Below are 1882 nucleotides of genomic sequence, written 5' to 3'. Positions count from 1 at the left end.
CAGCGGGCCTCCGAGCCCGTGCGCGAGGTCGATCCGCTGGACGACGCGCCCCCGGCCGACCGCTGGAAGGGCCTCGCCGCGCCGGACAGCGCCGTGGCCCGCGGGCTCGACCAGATCGTCGCGGCGGAGCCCGATTTCGACCCGCGCCAGTTCCAGGCCGGCGCCCGCGCCGCCTACGAGATGATCGTCACCGCCTTCGCCAGCGGCGACCGCAAGACGCTGAAGCCGCTTCTGGCCAAAGAGGTGTTCGACGGTTTCGACGCCGCCATCTCCGCCCGCGAGGCGAGGGGCGAGACGGTGGAGTCCCGCTTCGTGGCGATCGAAAAGGCGGAGCTGACCGCGGTCGAGGTGGTGGGGCGTTCGGCGCAGCTCACGGTGCGCTTCGTCTCGCAGGTCATCAGCGCCACCCGCGACCGCGCCGGACAGGTGATTGACGGCAGCCCGACCGAGATCGCCGATCTGGTGGACGTGTGGACCTTCGCCCGCGAGCTCAACGCCCGCGATCCGAACTGGCGGCTCGTCGCCACCGAAGCGGTCTGAGCCGCCGGCCGGAGTCGACCGATGCCCATGCGCGCCGCCCTGGCGCTCGTTCTCGCGCTCGCCGGCCTCGCGCCCGCGGGCGCGCAATCGTTCGAGCAGGGGCTTGAGCCCGTCCGCTTCGCCGATCTGAACGGCTGGGCCGAGGACGACCCCTCGCGCGCGCTCGCGGCCTTCCGCGTCTCCTGCCGCACGATGCTCGCGGGCACGCCGCCGCTCCGGGCCGCGCTGCCCCCGCCGCCGGCGCTGACGCCCGTCTGCGAGGCCGCGCTGGCGCGGTCCCACACGGACGTCGCCGGCGCCCGCGCCTTCTTCGAGCGGTGGTTCCGGCCCTACCGGGCGGGACGCGGCGTGCTCACCGGGTATTATGAGCCGGAAGCGCGGGGCTCGCTCCACCGCACCGCCCGTTTCGACACCCCGCTTCTGGCGCGCCCCAGCGATCTCGAGGACCTCGCCGATGGCGCCCCGCGGCCCGCTGGCGTCCCGAACGAGCTGACGGCCGCGCGCCGCGTCGGAGCCGGCCATGCGCCGTTCCCGACCCGCGCCGAGATCGAGGACGGCGCGCTCGGCGCCGCCGCTAAGCCTCTGGTGTGGCTGGAGCGGGTCGACGCCTTCTTCGTGCACATCCAGGGCTCGACCCGGGTCCGGCTGGACGACGGTTCGGTGATCCGCATCGCCTATGACGGCCGCAACGGCCGGCCCTTCACGCCCATCGGCCGGCTGCTGGTGCAGCGCGGGGTGATGGCGAAGGAGGTGGCCTCCATGCAGGCGCTGCGCGCCTGGCTCGGGGCTCGCCCCGCGGAGGGCCGCGCGGTGATGCGCGAGAACCAGTCCTACATCTTCTTCAAGGTGGACACGGCGCTGAAGCCCGCCGACGGCCCGCGCGGCGCGCAGGCCGCGCCGCTCACCGACGGCCGCAGCCTTGCGGTCGACCGCACCCGCTGGGCCTATGGCCTGCCGTTCTGGATCGAGGGCCGGTTTCCGCCGGCGGGCGGCGGGGGCCCGTTGCGCCGTCTCGTCATCGCCCAGGACACCGGCTCCGCGATCCTCGGACAGGCGCGGGGCGACTATTTCGTGGGTTCGGGCGATGGGGCCGGGGCCATCGCCGGCGGAATGCGGGAGCAGACCGAGTTCGTGGTGCTGCTCCCGCGCACGGACCGGCCATGATCGGGCGGGGCGGCGGGGGCCGCCGTCGCCGCCAGCTCTCCTCCGCCGAGCGCGCGCTGTGGGACAAGGTGGTGGAGAGCGTGACGCCGCTCGGCCCCCGCGCGCGGGGGCCTGAGCCGGAGCCCGAGCTTGCGCCGAAGCAGGAGCCCAAGGCCGCGCCGGCCGCCTCCGCCGCCCC

At 75.1% G+C, this 1882-nt stretch carries 2 protein-coding genes and 1 pseudogene; all 3 read left to right on the top strand.

Annotated features, from left to right (window positions below):
- Positions 1–540 (top strand): Tim44/TimA family putative adaptor protein (locus ACFQ4O_RS17255; protein ID WP_378777576.1); only part of this gene is annotated, 540 nt, incomplete at its 5' end.
- Between the two features lie 27 nt (positions 541–567).
- Complete coding sequence (gene mltA / locus ACFQ4O_RS17250; RefSeq protein ID WP_378777574.1) at positions 568–1704, top strand: murein transglycosylase A; 1137 nt, start codon at positions 568–570, stop codon at positions 1702–1704.
- Positions 1701–1882, top strand: a pseudogene (locus tag ACFQ4O_RS17245) (hypothetical protein); the annotation flags it as partial. The gene mltA and the pseudogene ACFQ4O_RS17245, both read left to right, overlap by 4 nt.

The organism is Methylopila musalis, assembly GCF_042679725.1.
Lineage (GTDB): Bacteria > Pseudomonadota > Alphaproteobacteria > Rhizobiales > Methylopilaceae > Methylopila > Methylopila musalis.
Note: the sequence above shows the minus strand (reverse complement) of the source record. Positions and strands in the feature narration are given on the sequence as shown.